This is a genomic window from Dactylosporangium sp. CA-152071 (genome assembly GCF_050936335.1).
Taxonomy (GTDB): Bacteria; Actinomycetota; Actinomycetes; order Mycobacteriales; family Micromonosporaceae; genus Dactylosporangium; species Dactylosporangium maewongense.
The window spans coordinates 4,396,324-4,414,737 of sequence record NZ_JBNJMZ010000002.1 but is presented as its reverse complement, the minus strand read 5'-3'; the positions used below and the strand labels follow the sequence as shown (position 1 = coordinate 4,414,737).

Below are 18,414 nucleotides of genomic sequence, written 5' to 3'. Positions count from 1 at the left end.
TCCGTTGCAGGTCGCTGACGTGGTCTTCTGTCACCTGGTTGTCTCGTCGTCGGCGAGTTGACGTTACTTCAGAAATCTTGAGTCGTTGTCGTCTGCGGTGACCGGTTTGCGGTCGCGGTGAAGGCGAGGAGACTCGGGTTGAGGTTGGCGGCGGTCCGGGATCTGCGCGATGCGCGGCGACCGGCGACGGCCGAGCAGATCGCCGACTTCGAGACCGATGTGCTGGCCGGGTTCGTGCTGGCGCGGTCCTCGGCGGGGCTGTCGGACTCGACGATCCGTGGCGATGTCGGGCATCTGGAGCAGGTTCGGACCTGGCTCGGCCGGCCGTTGTGGGACATGCAGCCGGCGGACGCCGACGCGTATTTCGGCCGGGTGATCCGCGACGCAGCCAAGGGGACACGTCTGGCGCGGGCACAGACGCTCAAGACGTACTTCGCGTTCCTGGAGTTGCGGCACAAGGTCGAGATCCATCAGATGACCGGTCGGGTGGTCGAGTGCCCGATCGACGAGCTGAACCGGCCCCGCGGCGGGGTGGAGAGCAGGCTGCGGATTCCACCGTCGGAGGCCGAGATGGGCCGGTTGTTCGGTGGCTGGCGGGACGAACTCGCGACATGCCGGAAGTTCGCGCCGACGGCCCGCAACTACGCGGCGGCACGGTTGATGTCGGAGATCGGGCTGCGCGTGAACGAGGCCCGCCAGCTGGACCTGCACGACATCAAGTGGGACCTGGGCCGGTTCGGCAAGGTCCACGTCCGCTACGGCAAGGGCAAACGCGGCTCCGGGCCGCGGGAACGGATCGTGCCGCTGGTCAACAACGCGGGACGGACGTTGCGCTGGTTCATCGAGGACGTGTGGGGACACTTCGACGACGATCACGCCCGGCCGGGCGCGCCGTTGTTCCCGTCCGAACGCCGCAACACCGACGGCAGCTGCGCCCGCGTCGGCGACGACGCCCTGCGGGTGGGACTCGCCGACGCCGCGGCTCGGCACCTTCCACAGTGGACGGATGCGCTCACCCCGCACGTGTTGCGGCATTTCTGCGCGTCTCAGCTATATCAGGGTGGACTGGATCTGGTGTCGATCCAGGAGGTGCTCGGCCACTCCTGGATCGCGACCACCATGCACTACATCCACGTCCACCGGACGCACGTCGAGGACGCCTGGGTTGCGGGACAGCAACGCGCGGCCGACCGGCTGAAAGGACTGCTGCAGTGAAATGGAACCTGCGCCTGGCCGCGGCCCAGCGCGGCGTCTGGAAAGCCAGCGAGCTGCAACAGATGCTCGCCGAACGTGGTCTGGTCATCTCCGCCGGGAAGATGTCCGGCCTGTGGTCGGGCAACCCGGCCAGCATCAAGCTCGACGACCTCGACGTCATCTGCGCCGTGCTCGGCTGCGGCGTTGCCGATGTCCTCATCCCGGAGCCGGACAAGGTCCGCCAGCCCGACGCCGCCCCGGGCCGCATCGCCGCAGTGGCTGGGACCCGGGTGACCCCACGGCGTCGTGACGGCCGATCGCTGCCGCCGGCCTGATGGGCGGGATCTCGCCGCACAAGGCAGCCGCCAGTTGCGCCGAGTGCTTCGCCTGGGGTGTCCTGCCCGGCTCGTGCTGCCGCGCCTGCTACACCTTCCGCGGGCTGCATGATCGCGGCGAGTGCAGCGCATGCCGCCGTGTCGTCCCGGTCAACAAGGGCTACTGCCGGCTGTGCTGGCTGCAGGCCCTGCACGATGCGAAGGCGGCCGGCCACACGCACGTCTCGGCGCCGTTTCTGCACGCCGTGCGCCATCAGCAGTTGTTCTTCGCCCGGATGCACCGGGACTTCTACCGACTGCCGGGACGCGAGCGTCTCGGCAAACGCGGGCGCCGCGCCGCACCGGCACCGGCCGCCGCACCCGAACGGCCGGCAGCGAGCTGGGTGCAGCTGCGCCTGCCCTTTCACAGCGGCCGTGACTTCGTCGGTTTCGACCGCCGCCGTCATGCCGACCTGACCAACCCCGCTCTGGTGCAAGCCCGCCACATCGCGCAGGCCCTGGCGGCGTCCCGCGGCTGGAGCCGATGGGTCGCGAAAGACGTCGACCGAGCCTTGGTCATCCTGCTGTCCGGCCACAACGGCGACGACCGGCTCCGCTACACCGAACTGGCCCCGGCACTGCGCCTGCGCGGGCTGACGATCGAGCGCACCATCGACGTCCTCGACCGGGCGGGGCTGTTCCACGACGACAAACCCGCAGCATTCGACGCGTGGCTCGACCGCAAACTCGGCGCGCTCCCCCCGGCCATCCGAACCACCGTCGAGGCATGGCTGCGAACGCTCCGCGACGGCGGCCCACGCACCCGCGCCCGCAACCCCGAAACCGCCTGGAGCTACCTCAACGCCATCAGGCCGCTGCTGCTGCACTGGTCGGATCAGCACGCACACCTGCGCGAGGTGACCCGCCAGGACGTCCTCGACGCCACCGCCACGCTGCACGGCAGCAAGCGGCACATCACGCTCAGCATCCTGCGCTCGCTGTTCCGGCACGCCAAGAAGACCGGCACGATCTTCCGTGATCCCACGACCCGCATCCGGCCAACCCGGGTCGAGCCCACCGCGATCCTGCCCCTGCAACCAGCCGATATCCACGAAGCGATCAACGCAGCGACAACACCGGCCTACCGCGTCGCCGTCGTCCTGGCCACGGTGCACGCCGCCCGCTCCAAAGACATCCTCACCCTGCGCCTCGACGACGTCGACATCGGCAACCGTCGTCTCGTCCTCGCCGGCCGCGTCCGCCCGCTCGACAACCTCACCCGCGACACGATCCTCGAGTGGCTCGAGCAGCGCCGAACCCGATGGCCGAACACCGCTAACCCGCACCTGCTCATCAACCGCATCACCGCGCTGGAAACCGGACCGGTCAGCAGAGTCTGGATCACCCGCGCCTTCTGGGGGCTCACCGCCACCCTCGAACGACTTCACACCGACCGCCAACTCGAAGAAGCCCTCGTCCACGGCCCCGACCCGCTCCACCTCACCGCCGTGTTCGGCATCCACGAGAACACCGCCATCCGATACGCCCACGCCGCACGACAAATCCTCGAACAAGGCGCCGAGCAGCACGACACCGGTTCGCCATGAACACAAGGCCACACCACACCGCCCGGCCTTCGAACACCCTCGGGTTCCCGATGAACAACGCTCAGTCGAGCTGAACCCACGGCGGAGGCACAGTGCCGTAGACGTGGCCACGGCGCAGGGCGAAATCGTCGACGCCGAGCGCGGTGACCGCGGGCGGCTGTGGAATCGGTGCCGCGCGGAGCAGGCCAAGCAGGGTGTCCCGGCTGACGGACATGCCCAGCTTCCGAGCCAGCCGAGCGCCTGGCCGGCCGGCCAGGGCGACGCCGATCGCGGTCAACGCCGCCCGCAACGGCGGGCTGTACCTGGAGTGCGGCGTCGTCAGGCCCGGGATCTGCTCGACGAACGTGACCCGAGCACACTCGGTCTGTCCACAGACCAGCCGTCGTACCAGCAGTCGGATCACAACCGGCCGTCCGGCGAGGGCGGTGTCCGCCAGCCGCCGATGGTAGCGGCCGTGCACCCGGACCGATTCGGCACCGCAGTCTGGACAGGGCACTCGGTCCCGGCCTGACCGGGCCTCGATCACGATCCGGCCGCCCGTCTCGTGAATCCCGTCGATCGTGACCTCCGCCAGGTGCGGCAACAGCCGCTCAAGATCGCACTGCGGTCAGTTACCACAGTCCACACCGGACACCGACCGGACGCGCCGATATCGACTATCACAAGATCATCGCCAGAACCACATTCGGTGAGCGTCCACACCCGTCGTCGCCGTCGGCCACAGCATCCTCATCGCGACCTGGCACATGATCACCCACGACACCGACTACCACGACCTCGGCGCTGCCCACTTCCTCACCCGAACCGATCCAGTCAGGAACGCCAGACGACTCATCGGCCAACTCAACCAACTCGGCTACCAAGTCACCCTCGACCCGATCCACTGACGTTCATTTTCGACTCAGACCCGTCTCAGCATTCGAGTAGGGTGGTCGCTACGTTGTTGAGAGCAGTCTGGAATTGTGGGGAAGCCGCCGTCGCCATTGCGGACAGGGTGTGTACCACGGCTATCCGCTCCTGCACATCAATCTCACCGCGTGAGGCGGCCAGCCGGGCTGTCACTGACTCGGTGGTTCCGGGTATCAGTGCTGAGGCGACTGCTTCCAGCAGTGTGGCCCGCCCTTCCCCGAACCCAGCGCTGCGTACCAGATCCGCCCACGCCCACAACTGTTCCGGCCCGGCCACCGTCAGCAAGGGCGCCACGCTGCGATCACCGGACAGTAGATACTGGTATCCGAAGTCCACCTGCCCCTGCCGGGCCAGCGCCAGCAACGCCCGATCCGTCCTGAACCGGCCGTCGCCCGGCCAGACGGCGGCGATCAACGCATCCAGCGCATGACCCGCCGCATCACTGGTGAGGTAGTCCCTGACAGCGTCGAAGGCCGCCCACGACGCCGCCGGATCCGCTACCGCGTCGATGGCCAGCCACTGCTGCAACTCCGACTCCTCACCGCCGTCGCTGTCCATCAACTGCGGCAACGGCAACGCCCCCACCCGACCCAGCCCACCCCCACCCACCGACGCCCCGCCCCAGGCTGGATCAGCGAGCGGCCCACCGAGTGAGACCTGCACTCGGTGTCCGCCCTCAATCATCTGCACCCATAGCTCAGTACCGGTATACCAACATTTGGCCTGCCTCTCGTCCTTCGAGGCACCTCCGGGGACGACAGCCTTCCCCAAATGGAACATCCTTCTGCCGACCCGCAGCGACCCGTGGTTCGTGACGGTGCCGGTGTGCTCGACGGCATCCGGGGGAGGCTCCGAAGACCACCCACTCCCGACCTGCGGCGCGCGATTCGGCGTGTCGTGCAACTCCGCGTCAGTGAGCGGTTGGCTGATTAGCCGTTCAAATCTCTGTCCGTCGGAGAGCCTCTCCAGCCACAGTCCGTCCTGGGTAAACGAATACTTGACCCGCCTTTTGTCGTCCGGGAGGCCCCGAACGACATCAACCCCCACGTAGATGCGCTTTCCGGCAATCGACAGCTCCCCGCTCTTCGCGACCGTGCCGACGCCGGTGACCGCGTCGCTGGGAGGCTGCGAAGACCATCCACTCTCGACCTTCGGCGCGCGATTCGCATGAGTCCGCGCGTTGTGCAACTCCGCGTCAGTGAGCGGTGGGCTGATTAGCACTGCAAATTTCTGTCCGTCGGAGAGCCTCTCCAGCCACAGTCCGTCCCGGGTTAACGAATACTTGACCCGCCTACCGTCGTCCGGGAGGCCCCGAACGACATCCTTCCCCAGATAGATCTGCCTTCCGGCAATCCCCAGGTGCCCGCCCTTCGAGATCGTGCCGACGCCGGTGACCGCGTCGCTGGGAGGCTGCGAAGACCATCCACTCTCGACCTGCGGCGCACGATTCGCACGAGTCCGCGCGTCGTGCAACTCCACGTCAGTGAACGGTGGGCTGATTCGCACTGCAAATTTCTGTCCGTCGGAGAGCCTCTCCAGCCACAGTCTGTCCCGGGTAAACGAATACTTGACCCGCCTACCGTCGTCCGGGAGGCCCCGAACGACATCCTTCCCCAGATAGATGTGCCTTCCGGCAATCCACAGCTCCCCTTTCTTCGCGACCGTGCCGACGCCGGTGACCGCGTCGCTGGGAGGCTGCGAAGACCATCCACTCTCGACCTTCGGCGCACGATTCCGCGCGTTGTGCAACTGCACGTCAGTGAACGGTTGGCTGATTCGCCTTGCAAATTTCTGTCCGTCGGAGAGCCTCTCCAGCCACAGTCTGTCCCGGGTAACCGAATACTTGACCCCCCTACCGTCGTCCGGGAGGCCCCGAACGACATCAACCCCCACAGGGATGTGCCTTCCGGCAATCCCCAGGTTCCCGCTCTTCGAGACCGTGCCGAAGCCGGTGACCGCGTCGTTGGGGGGCAACGATGACCATCCGCTCGGGAGTGCTTGGTAGCGGCCGTCGGTCCAGCGGTAGAGCCGTATCCGTGGGTGCGTCGGGTCGGTCACGAACCCGGCCGGATCGATGTGGGTTACGTTCCCACCTTCGTCGGTGACCTGCACCGGCAGGCCCGATACGGTGACGAAATACCGCACGAACACATCTGCCGCCGAGCCCGCTGCCGCTGGGTCTGCTGTGGCCATGTTCGCCTGACCCGTCAGGATCCAGTCGATCAACCGCTGCTGCGGCACGTCCGGCTCGGCAGCGCCGTCCCGATCGACGAACACGCCGGAAGACCAGCTCTGACCGCCGGCCTCCGCCGAGGTGAGATCGTCCATGAGCAGGCCGGCCAGCCAGGACTCAACCGTCGAGACGGTAGGGACACGGTCGATCCCGAGGGCCTGCTGGACCTCGACCGGAGCCGCCGCGAGCACCGCCGACAGGAAATCACCCCCACCCAGCCCAGTGCTGGCGGGGTCGCTGATGGCGGGGTCGCTGGTGGTGGTGGGGTTGCTGGTGGTGGTGGGGTTGGTGGTGGTGGGGTTGGTGGGGACGCTGTGGAATGGGGAGGGCTGGCCGTTGGCGTGCCAGGCTCGCCGGAAGTCGGGGATGTCCGGCAGTTGGAGCGCGGCCCAGCCCCCGGCGGGTGGCTGCCGGTCCCGGCGGTACCTGACAGCCTGCCAGTGCTGGCGGTGCAGCACGACCGGGACACGCTCGTTGCGCCAGCCCGGGAACCCGACCGGCAACCCGGGCGGATCAATGGGAACCGCCCACCCGGGCATGTACACGTGCAGCGGAACTCCCGTCGACCGCACGAACAGGTGAGCGGCAAGATCGCCGATCTGGTTGTTCCACTGCCCAGGCTCACGGATCTGACGGACCCACCCATTCCGAAGAGCCCACCACTCGGCATCCCCCCAACCAAACACATCCTCAGGAACCGTCAAGAACGGCGCGAACCAACTATCCCCCGAATTGAGATCCTCCGTGAGCCGATCGGCCAACCAACCCCGCAACCCAACCACCGAACCGTCGATCCCAAGCCTGTCCCGCCAAAACTCGGCAGGCAGCACAGCAAGCAGCGTGTGAAAGAAACAATCCCCATCCGCGGGCACCTCACCCACACGCTCGAACCACTCATCCGCCCAACGCTCAAACACCTCGTCAGCCAGCCCGGCAACCCACAACGGCCCTGCAACAACCGCCTGGTCCCACTGCGCATCGGTGAGCTCTGCAGGGAACCTGCCGTACATCTGCAGCCCGCCAGTCCACTGCACCCACACCGTCGTGCGGTCATGCCAAAACCAGACCTGCCCCAACGGGGCCACACCACCATCACCCGCCCCCAGAAAGATCGACTGCCCGGCAACCTCCAGCCACCCGTCACCGTCCACAAAACCGACACCGAACGCGGCATCAGCAGGAGGCGACAACGACACAAACCCCCCAGCAGACACGGCAACAGAACCCGCACCCGCCCACCCACCCACCCCAACCCCGGAAACCACCCCACCAACACCACCCCCAGCGAGCACCACACCCACCGGGACCGGCACACCACCACCAGCACCCACATCAAGCCCATCCACCACGAGCCCATCCACCACGAGCCCATCCATCGCCATCGCCAGCCCGTCCACATCAAACCCGGACGACAAACCATCAAAATCCCAAAAACCCGGCTGCGACATCCCCCCAAACTACCCCCACAACCATCGACAACCACACATCCCTCACCAGAACCAACCCCGACCCCATTCAGGGACTGCTCCCACAGATTCCGGACGTGACCGTCTCCGGTCATCCGGCGGGACTATCGCCTTAACCCGGGTTCCGCACTCGCGGAGGTGACTAGTCCCACGCCTCTGGGGTCTGAGCTGCAGAAACCCTTGCCTACCTGGTGGTAGGGCGGAGTTGTTGTGCCTGGCGGTGATGCAGGTGTTGCTGCGGTACCCGTCGGAGCGGCACTGGCTGCGTTACGCCCGCAAGCATCTGCGGGGCATGTTCCCGTACCTGCCGGACCAGGACGGCTACAACAAACGGATGCGGAAGGCCGGTCCGTTGCTGGCCATGGTGATGCGGCATCTGGCCACCCGGACTCCGTCGTGGTTCGACCAGCTGCGGCTGATCGATTCCACCCCGCTGCCGTGCGGCGCGTCCCGGGAGACCGTCAAACGCTCCGACCTGGCCGGTGCCGCCGGCTACGGGTACTGCGCCAGCCATTCCCGCTACTTCTGGGGGTTCCGGCTGTACCTGGTCTGCACCCCGGAGGGCATGCCGGTGATCTGGGGGCTGGCCAACCCCAAACTCGGTGAGCGTGAGGTGATGACGGCGCTGCTGGAGGCCGATCATCACCTCGTGCACGCCGGTCAGGTCCTGCTCGGTGACAAGGGCTTCGCCGGCGCGGACTTCGAACGGTTCATCACCGAGCAGCTCGGGGCGCACTTCGTACGCCCGGACCGCAAGGGCGAACCGGTCCGCTACGGCAAACTGGCCCGGGTCAGGCAGTGGGTCGAGGCCGTCTTCGACACGTTGAAGGGCCAGCTCGACCTCGAAGCCCACGGCGGACGCACCCTGGCCGGAGTCTTCACCCGCGTCGCCCAACGCCTCCTCGCCCTGACCGCCGTGATCTGGCACAACTGGATCATCGACGCCCCCAGCAAACGATCACTCATCGCCTACGACCACTGAGCCCTGATCCACCGATGAGGTTTCGATGCTCGGCTGGTCTGAGTTCATGATCTTGGGTGTTGGTCGGGCGCGTGGGGGTGACCGGCCGGGTTGCCGGTGCGCTCCGTGTCTCGGTGGGGTCTGTCGTTGTGGGGTGGCCGGCGTCGGCTGCGAGTGACTGTCCTGTGTGGATGGTCAGGTGGGTGGGGCGTGCGCGGTGGTGAACAGTCGTAGCCAGTTGTGTTGCCAGGGCCAGTGTTGCGGTAGGTGGATGGTGACCTCGCGGGCGTGTCGGCTGATCCGGCCGGCGACGTTGATCAGGTGTCGGCGGATGGTGGCGGCGCGGGCTGTGGCGTGGGGTCGTCCGGCCAGGGTGGCGGCGGTGCGGGTGAGGTTGTGGGCGATGGCGATGCAGGTCAGCCAGGCGTTGTTGGCGGTGAACCGGCCGGAGGGTAGATGGGCGAGGGGTCCGTCGATGAGTTCGGCGAAGACCTGTTCGATGATGGCGTGGCCGCGGTGCTGGGCTTCGGCCTGGACGAGCACGTAGGGGCTGTCGGTGAACGCGGCGTGGTACCGCCACACGGTGAACAGCTCACCTTGACCATCCACTGTGGACTTGTTCAGGTCTGGGACGCGACGCGCGATGAGCCGGGCGGTGACTTCGTGGCGGGTGCCTTCGAACGCGGTGTAGGTGGTCTCGGCGATCTGTGCGCGGGAGATGAACCGCTGCTGGTCCTCATCCCAGACCGGTTGCGGGTAGCGGATCTCGGTCCAGGCGTCCTCGTCGATCGCGGTGATCGCCGCGCGGACCTTGGCGTCGATGCGGACCGTGACGGAGAACCGCACCCTGGCCCGGCGGCAGGCGGTGATCACCGTGCGGGAGTAGAACGCCGAGTCCGCACGGACCATGATCTCAGCCGCCACCGTTGCGGCTGTCGTCGCGGCGGTGGCGGGTTGGGCTGCTTGGGCTGCCAGGACCGCTTTGGTGGTGGCGACGGCCTCGGCGATCAGCGATGCCGCTCCGCGGGCTGAGCCGGCGTTGCCGGCGCGCAGCTGGGTCGCGGCGATCACCGGCGCCGCGTCCGGGGTGCTGATCGTGGCCACCAGGGGGTTCAGGCCACGCAGCAGCACCTGGTAGCCGCCGACCTTGGCGTGACCGAACCCGGCGCCCTGCTTCTGCTTGCCGTACACCCTGCGCAGCAGCGAGTCGACGTCGACGAACGTGACCGCGCCGGCGCTGGGCAGCAACCGGGCCTGTCCGGCCATCCGGACCAGGAACTGCCGCGACGCTGCCTGCAACTGCCGGACGTGGCCATGGGTGAACGTCCGCAGGAACGACCCCAGCGTCGAGGGCGCATACACCCCGTCGAACAGCAGCGGCATCCCACCGTGACGCAACACGTCCAGATCGTCGATCGAGTCCGCACCGGTCACCATGCCCGCCACGATCGCAGCGACCTTCCCCGCCGCGTTGGACCCCTTGTCCGTTGGCACACGCAGCCGAGCAGCCACGATGCCGTGCAGGTCACACCGCTGGGCGAGGGTCATCACCGGCTCCACACCAGCGCACGACACCAGATTCGGATCATCAAACGATGCGCGCACCCGCGTCGCGCCGTGCGATATTCTCACCTCGACGGTGCCCTCTCGAACCGGACGATGGAAGCCTCAAGAACCTCTATCTTTCCAGCTCGCGAGGGCATCGTCGCGCCCGGCCCATCACGGTCACATCAATTCGTCGGTGGATCAGGGCTGAGGTTTCAAGGCATCAATCATCTAGGGGCTGACCACAGATCCAAGATCGCTCGGCGGGGAGCCTCCGTGCGAAACGACGGGGAGCGTCGCGCGCAGTTCCGTGCCGCCGTCCGGCGGGGCCACGACGTCGATCGTCCCACCGAGCGCCTTGACGCGATCCTCCAGACCGGTCAGACCCGAACCTCGGGCGGAGGCGACGCAGCCGCAACCATCGTCGCGGACAGACAGGGTGAGCGCGCGATCCGAGTTTCTGACCCGCACCGTCACGCCCGAGGCCCGGGCGTGCTTCGCCACGTTGCTGAGCGCCTCGGACACGACGTGGTACGCGGCCACCTCGATGCCCTCGGGAAACCGGGTGTCGATGCGTATGTCGTAGTCGGCGGGAACCGCGGAGCGGCGGATCAGCGCCTTCAGCGCGGGCTCGAGACCCCCCTCGGACAGGATCGTCGGATGGATCCCCCGCGAGAGCTCACGCACACTGTCGGCCAGCTCCTTCAAGCCCTCCTTGACGGACGACAGCTGGACGTGCAGGTCGGACAGTTCCGGCGGGGCGGATGACTCGGCGATGGTCAGTTCGAGGGCCAACGAGATGAGCCGCTGCTGCACCCTGTCGTGGAGTTCACGCTCCAGCCGCCGCCGTGTCTCGTCGGCCGCGGCAACGATACGGGCGCGGGAGGTGGTCAGCTCGGCCTTGTTCTGGGTGTTGGCGATGCTGGCGGCCAGCAGCTCCGTGAAGTCACAGATGCGGGTCTCGGATTCGGCCGGAAGCGGGGCGGGCCGCGTCACGGCGGCGATCGCGGCCCCCCAGAGACGCCGGTCGACGACGATCGGCGCGGCGACGGTCGAGCAGATGCCCAGTTGTCGCGCCAGGTCCGCGGCAGGTCCGAGGACTCGGGCGTAGTCGTCGACCCGCGCCGGGCAGTGGGACTGGAACACCGCCGTCGCTACGACGGAACCATCGAGCTTGTAGTTGACGCCGGGCCGCAGAGCGCTTGGTCGTCTGCTCCAGACGGCGACCACGGTCGCGGTGGAGTCCGGCTCGAAGCGCACCACGGTCGCAAGGTCGGTGTCGAAGATCCTGCCGACCTCGGCGGCCACCGCGGCGAACACGTCGGCCGGCGGCGCGTCCTGCGCAACCAGCGTCGCCACCCGCCGTAACGCCGCCTGCTCGCTGGTGAGAAGGCTCCGCGCCGTCTCCGCCGCCACGCTCCGGCGCTGGGCCATGGCGGCGAACTCGCCGACGGCGGTCGCCAACAGGAGGAACACCACGGCCTCTGTCAGGTCGCCGCCTGCGGGGATCCCGATCGGATGCGTGGGTGGCAGGTAGTACCAGTCGAAGGCGAGGAAGCTCGCCAGCGCTACCGGGACGCCGAACACGACGCCGGCATAGTGGGTGATCGCGACGATGCCGGCGATGCCGAAGACGATGAGGATCTCGATCGGGATGTACGGCCCGACGTACTGGACAAGGACGCCCACAAGCGGAAACGCGGCAGCACCTGCCAGGAGAGCGAGCGCCGGTCTGCCACCTGCCCGTATGGACCGCCAGAGTACGGACGTGCTCACAGCCCCGACATTAACGCGGCGCCGACCCGTTTTCGGCTGCGCCGAACTCAAACGCTTGGCCGAACGGCAAGTCCTGATCGATCGAACGTGTCGACGCCCGCATCCGCCGGGCCGTGCGGGTTCTCGGGCACTTTCGGGATCCGTCTCAGGGCGTAGGCGTAGAGGGTGACCATGCAGATGAGGCTGGCGGTCGATCCGGCGAGCAGGCCCCAGGCGGCGCCGCGCAGGCCGCCGTGGTCGGCGCCGAAGGTGAGGCCGCTGAGGGAGACGACGACGAAGAAGACGTATTGCGCGAAGAGCATCCGGGCGCGGTGCATGCCGCGCATCGCGGCGGTGAAGGGGACCTGGAACAGGTAGAGCGCGCCTTGCAGGGCGATGGGCAGGACCAGTGGGGCGGCTTCGGCGAATTTCTGGGTGTGGACCAGTACGTAGGAGACGACGGGCCAGAGGGTGAGCACCATGAGCGCGCCGACGACGGCGAAGGCGATCGCCAGTCGGCGGGTCTGGCGGCGCAGGGCGAGGGCGGCTCGGGCGCCTTCGGGGCCGGGTTCGGCGGCGTCGGCGGCATTGCGGGAGACGTGGGGGACCAGCAGGTTCTGGACGGCGGTGATCAGGTTCTGCACGGGTTGGAGCTGGACGGTCTGCACGAAGCGCAGGTTGGCCAGGTCGATCTTGGACAGTCGGCCGGCGACGATGAAGCTGATCGCCAGGACCTGGACCTGGGCCACGATGGCGGTGACGGTGAACCAGCCGGACAGTTGCCTGGTGTCTGCCAGCCAGGCCAGCGGGCTGCCCTGCCAGGGCAGCCGGTGTTCGCGGATGAGGTACACGGTGATGCCGGCGGTGGCACCGAGACCCCAGCCGGTGAGCAGCCCGCCGGCGCTGGAGGTGTGGGTGAGGATCATGGTGACGACCATGACGGCCTGGGTGCCGGCCCAGACCAGGTCGATGCCGAGGGCTTTGTCCGGGCGGCGGTCGGCCAGATAGTCGAAGCGGGCGGTGTCGTGCAGCATGATCGGGACCATGAACGGCGCGAGCCAGATGAGCTGGCGCAGGTCGATCCCGCCGCGGCCGGGGTGGAGGGCCCACAGGACCACGAAGACGACAGTGGTGATCAGGCCGGAGCACAGCGCGGTGGCCAGGCCGTTGCGGGCCAGGCGCACGCGGGGCTCGCCGTCGTGGCGCGATGCCAGCGCGAGCAGCACGTCACCGACGATCGCCCGATTGAGGCACGTCGCGAAGTAGCCCACCGCCAGCGCCAGGGCGAGCGCGCCGAACTGCCCTTTGGGTAGCAGGATCCCACCCAGGAGGGTGTTCGCCGAGTTGGCGGCGGCGATGACCATCTGGTCGAGCAGCCCGGCACCGGCGAGCCGGCCTCGGGCGCGCGGGATGCGCGTCCGCTCAGACGTCCTGGGTCTGGCCGGCATTGTCGACCAGCCTCGGCGGCTGTCCGTCGGTCCGGCTCGCCAGCACCGCGGCGGGAGCGGGCACGGCGAGCATCGGGTCGTCGTAGTGGCGCTCGCCGCGGACCGTGGTCAGCACGGCGCGGACGAGCAGTTGCAGGTCGAGCAGCACGCCCTGGTGCTCGATGTAGGCGAGGTCCTTCGCCAGCCGCTCCTGCGGCGGCATGTAGAACCTCTCGATCTGGGCGATGCAGGCGATGCCGGGCCGCACCGTGTGCCGTTCGGTGTAGCCGGGCACCGACTCGAGGTGCTTGCGGACGAGCACGGTGCGCAGCGGCCGCGGCCCGACCAGGCTCATCGAGCCGCTGAGCACGTTGATCAGCTCGGGGAGCTCGTCGAGGTGCCAGCGACGCAGCCGGCGACCGACCTTGAGCGTGCGCGGGTCACCGGCCGGCGACACGACCGGTCCCGTGAGCCGCTCGGCGCCGTACTGCATGCTGCGGAACTTGAACTGGCGGAACGTGCGGCCGCCCCGGCCCACGGAGTTCTTGGTGAAGAAGACCGGCCCGGGCTCCTCGAACCAGATGAGCAGTCCGATGATCGGCCACAGCGGCAACGTGAACGCCAGGCCGACGAGCGCACCGGTCACGTCCAGGACCCGCTTGCCCCGCGGTACCGGGCGCACGGTGCAGGCATTGTGATACCTCAGGACCGCGCGCTGGACGGCGGGCGACGGCGGCGCGTTGTCCTCGACGATCCCGGCGGTGGCGCCGCTGAGCACGATCCCGCCGGCGAGCGATCCGGTGATCAGGATCATGGCGACCCGTGCCGGCACCTCGTGGTCGAGGCGCAGCCAGATCCACGGCGCGGCGATCAGCGCCGCGGTGACGACGAAGGCGACCCGGCAGGCCCAGGCCCGAACCCGCTTGGGGACGGAGGAGGTGAGGACGACGGCGGGCAGCAAGGCCAGCAGCAGCGGGAAGAGCAGCCACCAGATTCTCACGGGATTTCGGACCTCCAGAGCAGGCGGGCACGCGCCGTCGTCATCGGTATGCCTTCTCCCGCTCGGCCCACATGGTGAACAGCAGCAGGATCCAGATCTCACGGGCGTGTTCGGCCACGCCGCTGAGGTGGCGCTCGACGATCTCGTTCACCGCGTCGAAGCGCAGATAGCCCTGCCGCCGCAGGACGTCCCGGCACAGGTACTCGCGCACCAGCGGCCGGAACTCGCCGCGCAGCCAATGCGGCAGCGGGGCGTTGAAGCCCTTCTTGCCCATGGCGAGCGTCCGTGGCGGCAGCAGACCGGCCATCGCCTGCCGCAGCAGCCGTTTCGGTTGCCGGCCCGGGAACTTCATCGAGCCCGGCAACGAGAAGGCGAACTCGAGCATCGACGTGGCCAGCAGCGGGACCCGTACCTCCAGGGAATGCGCCATGCTCACCCGGTCGACCTTCGTCAGCACGTCGTCGGGCAGGTAGACGTGGGCGTCGGTGTACTGGAACCGGGTCAGCCGGTCGAAGCCGGCGCCGGCTTCGTAGTGCGCCTCGTGCGTGTCGTACGTGTCGCACAGCTCGGCGAGCACGTCCGGCTGCAGCAGCCGCGCCTTGTGCGCCTCCCGGAACACGACCCGCCACAGGTAGTGACTGCGGCCGGGCTCCTCGAGGGCGTTGTCGGCGAAGCGACGAGCCTTGAAGTCGAAGCTCGCCCTGGCGCTGGAGCGCGGAAGGAAGCGCAACAGGCCCGGCACGATCCCGGCCGTCACCGCGCGCGGCAGGTGGCGGTAGTAGCGGGCGTACTTGTCGGCCTGATACGTGAGGTAACCGGCGAAGAGCTCGTCGCCGCCGTCGCCGCTCAACGCCACCGTCACGTCCTGGCGGGCGAGGCGGCACAGGTAGTAGGTGGGCACCATCGACGGGTCGGCGAACGGCTCGTCGAAGGCCGGCAGGATGCCGTCCATGACGTCCGCGGCCGTTGGTTCGACCACGAGCTCGGTGTGGTCGGTGCCGAACCTGGCCGCGGTGAGGGCGGCCCCGGAACGTTCGTCGTACGACCGGTCGGCGAAGCCCACCGAGTAGGTCTTCAGCGTGGCGTCAGGCAGTGCGCGCCGGGCGGCCGCGACGACCGTGCCGGAGTCCATGCCGCCGCTGAGGAAGAAGCCCACCGGCACGTCGGCCGCCAGTTGCTGGCGGACGCATTCGACCGTGAGGTCACGCAGGATCGCGGACGCGCGGGCGGCGGTGAGATGGCGCCGCTGCGGCACGTCGGCGAGCGCCCAGTAGCGCTGCACCGTGCAGCGGTTGTCCTGCCAGACCAGCGTCGTGCCCGGTTCGAGCTTGCGGATCTCCCGGTACATCGTCCGCGGTGCGGGCACGTACATCAGCGACAGGTACGCGCTGAACGCCTGCAGGTCCGGTGTCCGATCGGGGATCGCGCACAGCACCGCCTTGATCTCCGAGCCGAACACGAGGCCGTCGGGGCGCTCGGCGTAGTGCAGCGGCTTCACCCCGACCCGGTCGCGGCACAGGACCAGCCGGTGGCGGGCGCTGTCGTACAGCGCGATGGCGAACATGCCTTCCAGGTGCTGCGCGAAGCCGGTGCCGAACTCCTCGTACAGGTGCGGGATCACCTCGGCGTCGTTGCCGGAGCGGAAGGTGTGGCCGCGCGCGGCGAGGTACTGCCGCAGCCTTTGATGGTTGTAGATCGCGCCGTTGAGCACCGCGTGCACGGTGCCGTCCTCGGACCGCACCGGCTGCCGGCCGTGCAGCACGTCGATGACCGCCAGCCGCCGCACCGCCAGGCCGGCGGTGGCGGTGACGAAGAAACCGTCCTCGTCCGGGCCCCGGTGGGCGAGGCTGCCACACATGGCGCGCAGCCGATCCTCGTCGACGGCAGGCCCGTCGTCGGCCACTACGATTCCGGTGATTCCGCACATGAGTCCTCCGCCTCGGTCGATCGATGAACAGGCGAGCGCGGGTCAGACCGGTGCGGGTTCGGCCGGCCGGTGCGAGGGCACGGGCACGGGCGGCTCCCACAGCCCCACCTTCTGTGCCGACAGCCGCACGAGGTACCGGGGGCCGAGGATCAGGTAACGCCGCCACAGCCGGCGCGGCTCGAGGACCAGCCGCCACATCCAGGCCAGGCCGTTGCGTTGCATCCAGCGTGGTGCGTAGCTCAGCAGCCCGGCGTGATAGTCGAAGGCGGCCCCGACCGCCAGCAGCGGCATGGCGAGCAGCGGCCGCATCGCGTGGACGAACGACTCCTGCCGCGGACAGCCGAGACCGACCAGGACGAGGCGGGCTCCCGATGCGTTGACACGTTCGGCGATGCGCGCGTACTCGCCCGGCTCGGCGTCACGGAACCGCGACGGTTCGGCGCCGGCGATCCGCAGCGTCGGGACCGTCCGGGTCAACGCCCCGGCCAGCCTCGCGACGGTCCGCTGCGTGGACCCGTACAGATAGACCGGCAACTCCTCGGTGGCCGCGCGCCACAGCACCCGGTGGGTCAGTTCCGGCCCGCTCACCCACTCGCGCAGCTCGGCCTGGTGCAGCAGGTTCAGCGCCCATCGCACCGGCTGGCCGTCCGGGACGATCACGTCGAAGGCGTTGAGCCGGGCGTTGTGCCGCCGATCGGACACCCCGGTCATCACACCGTGCACGGCCAGCGCGGTCAGGATGAACGGGCGCTGCTGCTGGGCGGCCGCGAACACCTTCGCGACCGCCGCGTCGTAGTCGATGACGTCGACCAACACCCCCATGACGCTGCGTTTTCCCGCGTCGACCAACGCTCTTCCTTTCCTCTCGCCCCGCCGGCACGCGCCGACCACGCCGGTCGGGTCGAGGCGACGAACGCCAGCCTCGACTGCGGGATGCTGAGCGCGCCTGTACCCACGCGGTTGCCGACAAACGCCGGATGGCAGCCGAGCGGAGGTGACTTGTGGTGGGCGGCCACATGCCCGCGAGGTCATGGCGATGTGTCCCTCGGCCCGCCACCCGCGTTATCACCTGTCGTCTTGACAGCTCCCGGGTGCCGCTGCGCAGACTGCTTTCACTAACTAATTAGTGAAAGCAGTCTGGAGTGATCGAGTTCCGCATCGACCGGCGCTCGGGTGTGGCGACATATCTGCAGCTGGTCCATCAGACCAGGCACGCGCTCCGGCTCGGGCTGCTGCAGCCCGGCGATCGTCTCCCGACGGCCAAGGAGGTCGTCGCGGCCACCGCGATCAACCCGAACACCGTGCTGAAGGCATACCGGGAGCTCGAACGCGAAGGGCTCGTCGAGCCGCGACCGGGGCTGGGCACATTCGTGCGGCGCTCGCTCGCCAGCGCGGGCACCCAGGCCGACGGGCCGCTGCGCGGCGACCTCGACGGCTGGCTCCGGGCGGCGAAGGCCGCGGGGCTGGAGCGTGAGGACGTCGAGGCGCTGTTCAAGTCCGTGCTCGACACGCACTACTGACCATCGCACCGCTGGTCATCGACACACGAGGGAGCAGGCACATCGGGCACCGGCACGGGTCACGTCGCACGGGATCAGCGGCTGCGTCGACATCGACGAGGGCAGGTGCAGCGCCTCGGCGATGGACGCGTTCGCCGGGCGGTACGAGAGCTACGTGGCGGTCCTCCCGCTCGTGCTGCTGTGCCTGCCGGTCCTGCTCGGCATGTTCGCCGGCGCGCCGCTCTTCGCGCGGGAGTTCGAGCAGGGCACCCACATCTTCGCGCTCACCCAGTCAGTCGGCCGGATCCGCTGGTGCTCGACGAAGCTGCTCATCGCGGCCGTGCCGGTCCTCGCCGGCACCGCGCTGCTCGGGCTCGTCGCCACCTGGAGCCTGCGCCCGTTGAGCTTCGTCGCCCACAGCTCCCCGAGTCCCTCATCTTCCTCGTCGCCGCGACCGCCCTGCTCTCGCTCGGCGCCTGGGCGCTGCTCAAACGCCTGCTGTAGCGGCGCCACACCGGGCCGTAGGTGTCCAGGCCGAAGCGGCACGGCGGAGACGAAGCGGCCCATCGCCGGGGGC

At 68.6% G+C, this 18,414-nt stretch carries 14 protein-coding genes and 1 pseudogene; 5 read left to right on the top strand and 10 right to left on the bottom strand.

The features are described from left to right. Window positions 1-138: 138 nt before the first annotated feature. Genes ACQEVZ_RS59530 through ACQEVZ_RS59520 form a run of 3 tightly spaced genes read left to right on the top strand, consistent with a single transcriptional unit; the run spans window position 139 to window position 3,115 of the window. Window positions 139-1,215 carry a tyrosine-type recombinase/integrase gene (locus ACQEVZ_RS59530; RefSeq protein ID WP_433383954.1) on the top strand — a complete coding sequence of 359 codons (1,077 nt, stop codon included), beginning with the start codon at window positions 139-141 and terminating at the stop codon, window positions 1,213-1,215. Further along, window positions 1,212-1,529, top strand: coding sequence for a helix-turn-helix domain-containing protein (locus ACQEVZ_RS59525; RefSeq protein ID WP_433383952.1), 318 nt, complete (start codon window positions 1,212-1,214; stop codon window positions 1,527-1,529). The genes ACQEVZ_RS59530 and ACQEVZ_RS59525 overlap by 4 nt, the downstream gene beginning before the upstream one ends. Beyond that, on the top strand, window positions 1,529-3,115 hold the full coding sequence (locus ACQEVZ_RS59520; RefSeq protein WP_433383950.1) for an integrase: 1,587 nt from the start codon (window positions 1,529-1,531) through the stop codon (window positions 3,113-3,115). The genes ACQEVZ_RS59525 and ACQEVZ_RS59520 overlap by 1 nt, the downstream gene beginning before the upstream one ends. A gap of 61 nt (window positions 3,116-3,176) precedes the next feature. Here ACQEVZ_RS59520 and ACQEVZ_RS59515 read toward each other — a convergent pair whose 3' ends face one another. The 3 genes from ACQEVZ_RS59515 to ACQEVZ_RS59505 all read right to left on the bottom strand — a co-directional run bounded on the left by ACQEVZ_RS59515 (window position 3,177) and on the right by ACQEVZ_RS59505 (window position 7,705). After that, window positions 3,177-3,611, bottom strand: a complete 435-nt coding sequence (locus tag ACQEVZ_RS59515; RefSeq protein ID WP_433386228.1) for a transposase family protein — start codon at window positions 3,609-3,611, stop codon at window positions 3,177-3,179. A gap of 163 nt (window positions 3,612-3,774) precedes the next feature. Continuing rightward, the gene (locus ACQEVZ_RS59510; protein ID WP_433385859.1) at window positions 3,775-3,999 is read right to left on the bottom strand and encodes a hypothetical protein; all 225 of its coding nucleotides are present in this window, start codon (window positions 3,997-3,999) and stop codon (window positions 3,775-3,777) included. Between the two features lie 28 nt (window positions 4,000-4,027). Beyond that, window positions 4,028-7,705: an OTU domain-containing protein gene (locus tag ACQEVZ_RS59505; protein WP_433385856.1), complete on the bottom strand. Its 3,678-nt coding sequence runs from the start codon at window positions 7,703-7,705 to the stop codon at window positions 4,028-4,030. Between the two features lie 217 nt (window positions 7,706-7,922). Here ACQEVZ_RS59505 and ACQEVZ_RS59500 point away from each other — a divergent pair. After that, window positions 7,923-8,705, top strand: a pseudogene (locus ACQEVZ_RS59500) (IS982 family transposase); the annotation flags it as partial. 174 nt (window positions 8,706-8,879) lie between these two features. Here the strand turns inward: ACQEVZ_RS59500 and ACQEVZ_RS59495 are convergent. From ACQEVZ_RS59495 to ACQEVZ_RS59470, 6 genes are all read right to left on the bottom strand, one after another. Continuing rightward, a complete protein-coding gene (locus ACQEVZ_RS59495) occupies window positions 8,880-10,316 on the bottom strand; it encodes an IS1380 family transposase (protein WP_433359550.1) in 1,437 nt (478 codons plus the stop codon). A 144-nt stretch (window positions 10,317-10,460) separates the two neighbouring features. Then, window positions 10,461-12,056: a sensor histidine kinase gene (locus tag ACQEVZ_RS59490; RefSeq protein WP_433385853.1), complete on the bottom strand. Its 1,596-nt coding sequence runs from the start codon at window positions 12,054-12,056 to the stop codon at window positions 10,461-10,463. Beyond that, window positions 12,053-13,432 carry a hypothetical protein gene (locus tag ACQEVZ_RS59485; protein ID WP_433385850.1) on the bottom strand — a complete coding sequence of 460 codons (1,380 nt, stop codon included), beginning with the start codon at window positions 13,430-13,432 and terminating at the stop codon, window positions 12,053-12,055. Before ACQEVZ_RS59485 ends, ACQEVZ_RS59490 begins: the two co-directional genes overlap by 4 nt. Continuing rightward, the gene (locus ACQEVZ_RS59480; RefSeq protein ID WP_433385847.1) at window positions 13,407-14,411 is read right to left on the bottom strand and encodes a sugar transferase; all 1,005 of its coding nucleotides are present in this window, start codon (window positions 14,409-14,411) and stop codon (window positions 13,407-13,409) included. Before ACQEVZ_RS59480 ends, ACQEVZ_RS59485 begins: the two co-directional genes overlap by 26 nt. A 40-nt stretch (window positions 14,412-14,451) precedes the next feature. Then, window positions 14,452-16,338 carry an asparagine synthase (glutamine-hydrolyzing) gene (gene asnB / locus ACQEVZ_RS59475; protein WP_433385844.1) on the bottom strand — a complete coding sequence of 629 codons (1,887 nt, stop codon included), beginning with the start codon at window positions 16,336-16,338 and terminating at the stop codon, window positions 14,452-14,454. Window positions 16,339-16,380: 42 nt separating this feature from the next. Then, a complete protein-coding gene (locus ACQEVZ_RS59470; protein WP_344508802.1) occupies window positions 16,381-17,160 on the bottom strand; it encodes a WecB/TagA/CpsF family glycosyltransferase in 780 nt (259 codons plus the stop codon). 320 nt (window positions 17,161-17,480) lie between these two features. On the opposite strand from ACQEVZ_RS59470, the gene ACQEVZ_RS59465 reads away from it, so the two are divergent. Continuing rightward, on the top strand, window positions 17,481-17,858 hold the full coding sequence (locus tag ACQEVZ_RS59465) for a GntR family transcriptional regulator (RefSeq protein WP_344508800.1): 378 nt from the start codon (window positions 17,481-17,483) through the stop codon (window positions 17,856-17,858). Window positions 17,859-18,008: 150 nt separating this feature from the next. Here ACQEVZ_RS59465 and ACQEVZ_RS59460 read toward each other — a convergent pair whose 3' ends face one another. Beyond that, complete coding sequence (locus tag ACQEVZ_RS59460) at window positions 18,009-18,350, bottom strand: hypothetical protein (RefSeq protein ID WP_433385840.1); 342 nt, start codon at window positions 18,348-18,350, stop codon at window positions 18,009-18,011. Window positions 18,351-18,414 lie beyond the last annotated feature (64 nt).